This window comes from Milkweed yellows phytoplasma str. MW1 (genome assembly GCF_000309485.1).
In the GTDB taxonomy this organism is placed as follows: Bacteria; Bacillota_I; Bacilli_A; order Acholeplasmatales; family Acholeplasmataceae; genus Phytoplasma.
The window spans coordinates 1-3,604 of sequence record NZ_AKIL01000140.1; the positions used below are offsets into that span (position 1 = coordinate 1).

The 3,604-nt window shown below is 28.3% G+C and carries 4 protein-coding genes; all 4 read left to right on the forward strand.

Annotation, left to right across the window (positions count from 1 at the left end; genetic code table 11):
* Window positions 1–42 precede the first annotated feature (42 nt).
* The 4 genes from nusA to rbfA are packed head-to-tail and all read left to right on the forward strand — an operon-like array spanning window position 43 to window position 3,589.
* A complete protein-coding gene (nusA, locus tag RI76_RS02475) occupies window positions 43–1,110 on the forward strand; it encodes a transcription termination factor NusA (protein WP_017192568.1) in 1,068 nt (355 codons plus the stop codon).
* Window positions 1,111–1,120: 10 nt separating this feature from the next.
* Window positions 1,121–1,393 (forward strand): YlxR family protein, encoded by a 273-nt coding sequence (locus tag RI76_RS02480; RefSeq protein ID WP_017192569.1) that lies wholly within the window; start codon window positions 1,121–1,123, stop codon window positions 1,391–1,393.
* A gap of 40 nt (window positions 1,394–1,433) precedes the next feature.
* Complete coding sequence (gene infB, locus RI76_RS02485) at window positions 1,434–3,239, forward strand: translation initiation factor IF-2 (protein WP_017192570.1); 1,806 nt, start codon at window positions 1,434–1,436, stop codon at window positions 3,237–3,239.
* Between the two features lie 5 nt (window positions 3,240–3,244).
* Window positions 3,245–3,589: a 30S ribosome-binding factor RbfA gene (gene rbfA, locus RI76_RS02490; RefSeq protein WP_017192571.1), complete on the forward strand. Its 345-nt coding sequence runs from the start codon at window positions 3,245–3,247 to the stop codon at window positions 3,587–3,589.
* The last annotated feature ends 15 nt before the right edge of the window (window positions 3,590–3,604 follow it).

Below are 3,604 nucleotides of genomic sequence, written 5' to 3' on the forward strand. Positions count from 1 at the left end.
TCATTTACAAAGGAAAATATTTCAGCAAAAAGGAGGTTTTTTTTGAAAAATAAAGAATTTTTAAATAATATAGATCAATTATCGCAAGAATACGAACTAACTCGTGAACAGACTATTCAATCTTTTGAAAAGGGTTTAGTTTCTGGTTGTAAAAAAAATTACCAAGTTAAAAGTTGTCGTACAGAAATTACTCCAGAATATGATGAAATTTTCTTATATAAACAATATTTAGTAATTGATCCTAACGACGAAGAAACGCTAAACGCCAATGAATATAGTTTCCTTGATTTAGAGGAGGCGCAAAAATTAAAAGAAGACGCACAAGTAGGAGATATTATCGAAATTGAAGTTGATCCGAAAGATTTTAATTTTTATGCTAGTAAAGATTTTAAAAATAAATTTAACGAAGAATTGATCAAACAAAAAAGAGAAACCATTTATAATTTTTTTAAAAATTATGAAAAAAAATTAATCAGCGGTAAAGTAATAGCGGAAAATACTCATTTCTACACTTTAGAATTAGAAAAAGAAATTAATACTTTATTATCTAAAAAAGAAACCCTTCTTAATGATAATTTTCGTATTGGCGAAAGAATTTCAGTTTTTGTCTTAGAAGTTCAAAATACTACTAAAATGCCTAAAATTTTCGTTAGTAGAGTCCATGTTAATTTTGTTGTTGAATTATTAAAAGAATTTGTTCCAGAAGTGCAAGAAGGAATCATTAAAATTATGGGAATAGCCCGCATACCATCAGACAGAATTAAAATAGGCTTAATGTCTACTGATCCTAAAGTAGACCCTATTGGTTCTTGCATCGGCGAAGGCGGAAGTAGAATAAAAAGTGTGGTTAATATTTTAAAGGGCGAAAGGATTGATTTATTTCAATGGAGTTCTGATCCGATAGAATTGATAACTAACTCTCTTCAACCGGCTCAAATTCTTAAAATTACCTCTATTAATGAAAAAAATAAAACAGCGTCTGTTGTGGTTGCTGACGATCAAGCCTCTTTAGTAATTGGTAAATTAGGAAAAAATGTTAAATTAGCCGCTCAGGTTACTAAATGGAATATTAACATTCAAACCTTATCTCAACAAGAAGAATTAGAATGATTTAATAATTATGGTGAAAAAAGTATTCTTACCTAAAGATATTTTAAGAACTTGCATCGTTAGTCGTCAAAAAAAACCCAAAAAAGAGTTGATTCGTGTAACGATTTCCAATCAAGGTGTTATTTCTCTTGATTTGGAACAAAAACTGCCCGGAAGAGGCGCTTATTTTATTTTAAATAATGAAAATCTTTTGTTAATTCAACAAAAAAAACTTTTAGATAAAAAATTAAAATCTTTTGTTGACGAAAAGATTTATAAACAACTTTGGGATTTGTTAAATTGATAAGAGAAGAAAAATGCTATTCAAAGGAGAACAGAAAAATATGAATTTAGAAAAAAATCCAAAAGAAGAAAAAACGACTGATAACGAAACTATTGGAGTAACAAGTTATGTTTTCAATCCTAAACACACAGTTCAAGATTTAGCTAAACACTTACAAGTTTCTAATATTTTTTTAATTAAAAAAATATTAGAAATGGGTGTTAAAACTAATATTAATCAAACCTTAGATCGAGAAACTATTGAACTTTTGGGATTAGAATTAAACCTTAAAATTATTTATTCTCCTCAAGTTGATCCAGATCACAAAAAAGGTAAATCTAAAAAAGAGAACACTAAATTGACTAAAAGAGTTCCTATTGTAACTATTATGGGACATGTGGACCATGGTAAAACAACTTTATTAGATTCTATCAGACAAACGCGTGTAGTAGACCAAGAATTTGGGGGGATTACTCAACATATCGGAGCTTATGAAATTAGTTATAATAATAATAAAATAACTTTTATCGATAGTCCAGGTCATGAAGCTTTTTCACAAATGCGTTCTAGAGGGGCTAAAGTCACTGATATTTGTGTTTTAGTGGTAGCTTGCGATGACGGAGTCAAACCACAAACTATTGAATCTGTAGAACATGCAAAAGCGGCTAATGTGGACATAATTGTTGTTATTAATAAAATTGATAAATTGAACAATAAAAAAGAAAATATTATGACTGAACTATCTAATTATGGCTTATTACCTGAAGAATGGGGGGGCAATACTCCTTATATTGAAATGTCGGCTCTTAAAAAACAAGGTTTAAACAACTTATTAGAAATGATTTTGTTAATTAGTGATATTAAAAACATTCAAACTGATTTAACAAAAAAAGCCGAAGGAACAGTTTTAGAAGCTAGTTTGGTCAAAAATAAAGGACCTTTAGCTACTTTAATTCTCACTAACGGAATTTTAAAAATCGGTGATGTGGTTGTTGTCGGCGAAACTTATGGTAAAATACGCTCTATAGAAGACGATTTAAAGAAAAGTTTTAAACAAGCGGTTCCTTCGCAACCAGTAGTAGTTTCTGGTTTAAAACAAGTGCCTCAAGCTGGCGATCATTTTATGTTAGTTGAGAATGAAAAAGTCGCGAAACGCATAGCAGACGAAAGACAACATTTAGCGAAAGCAAAAAAATACGCTCTTTTAGATGAAATAGCAGCTTACAATGATAATGTTTTTGAATTAGAAGACGAAAACGAAACTAAAACTTTAAACATTATTTTAAAAACTGATACTCAAGGAAGTATTGAAGCGATTCAAAAAGCTTTAGGACAAATGTCTACCGAAGAAGTGAAAATTAATTTTATTAAAAATTCTGTAGGGATGGTAACTATTAATGATATCAATTTAGCTAAAACTTTTGAAGCTTTATTAATTAATTTCAATACTCCTTTAAATAATTATTTGCTTAAGTTTGCTCAAGATTCTAAAGTAGAAATTAAAACTTATCAAATTCTTTATAAAATGATGGAAGATATTGAAATTGAATTGAAAAAATTAATCAAACCTGTTTTTGAAGAAAAAATAATGGGTCAAGCTGAAGTTAGAAAAATATTTTATATAAGTTCTATCGGTCATGTTGCGGGTTGTTATGTTACTGGTGGAACTATTTTTAACAATTCTTTAGCGAAAGTGATCCGTAATAAGGAAGTGATTTACGAAGGCAAAATAACTTCTTTAAAACATTTAAAAAATAATATCAATAGCGCCAAACAAGGCCATGAATGTGGTATTGTTTTAGATAATTTCAACACTTTTCAAGTTGATGATATAATAGAATCCTCTAAAATGGAGAAGGTAGTATAAATAATATGAGTATTGTAAATGAAAGAACAGCGAATTTAATTCACAAAGAGATAGTTTTTATAATTAATCAAATAGTTATAAACGATAAAATAGGGTATATCAATGTTACTGATGTTGATTTAACTAAAGATTTATCCTTTAGCAATATTTATTATACTCTTTTAAAAGATGACGAAGAAACTGTGGCTCTAGCGGCTGAAGTTTTAGAAGAACATAAAAAAGAAATTCGTATGGAATTAGCTAAAAAAATCAGAAATATTAAAAAAATTCCTAATTTAATTTTTAAATATGATCAATCTTTAGTTTATGGCAAACATATTGATAAACTTTTAGAAGACATAAATAAATAAATAAAAAAGATAAAT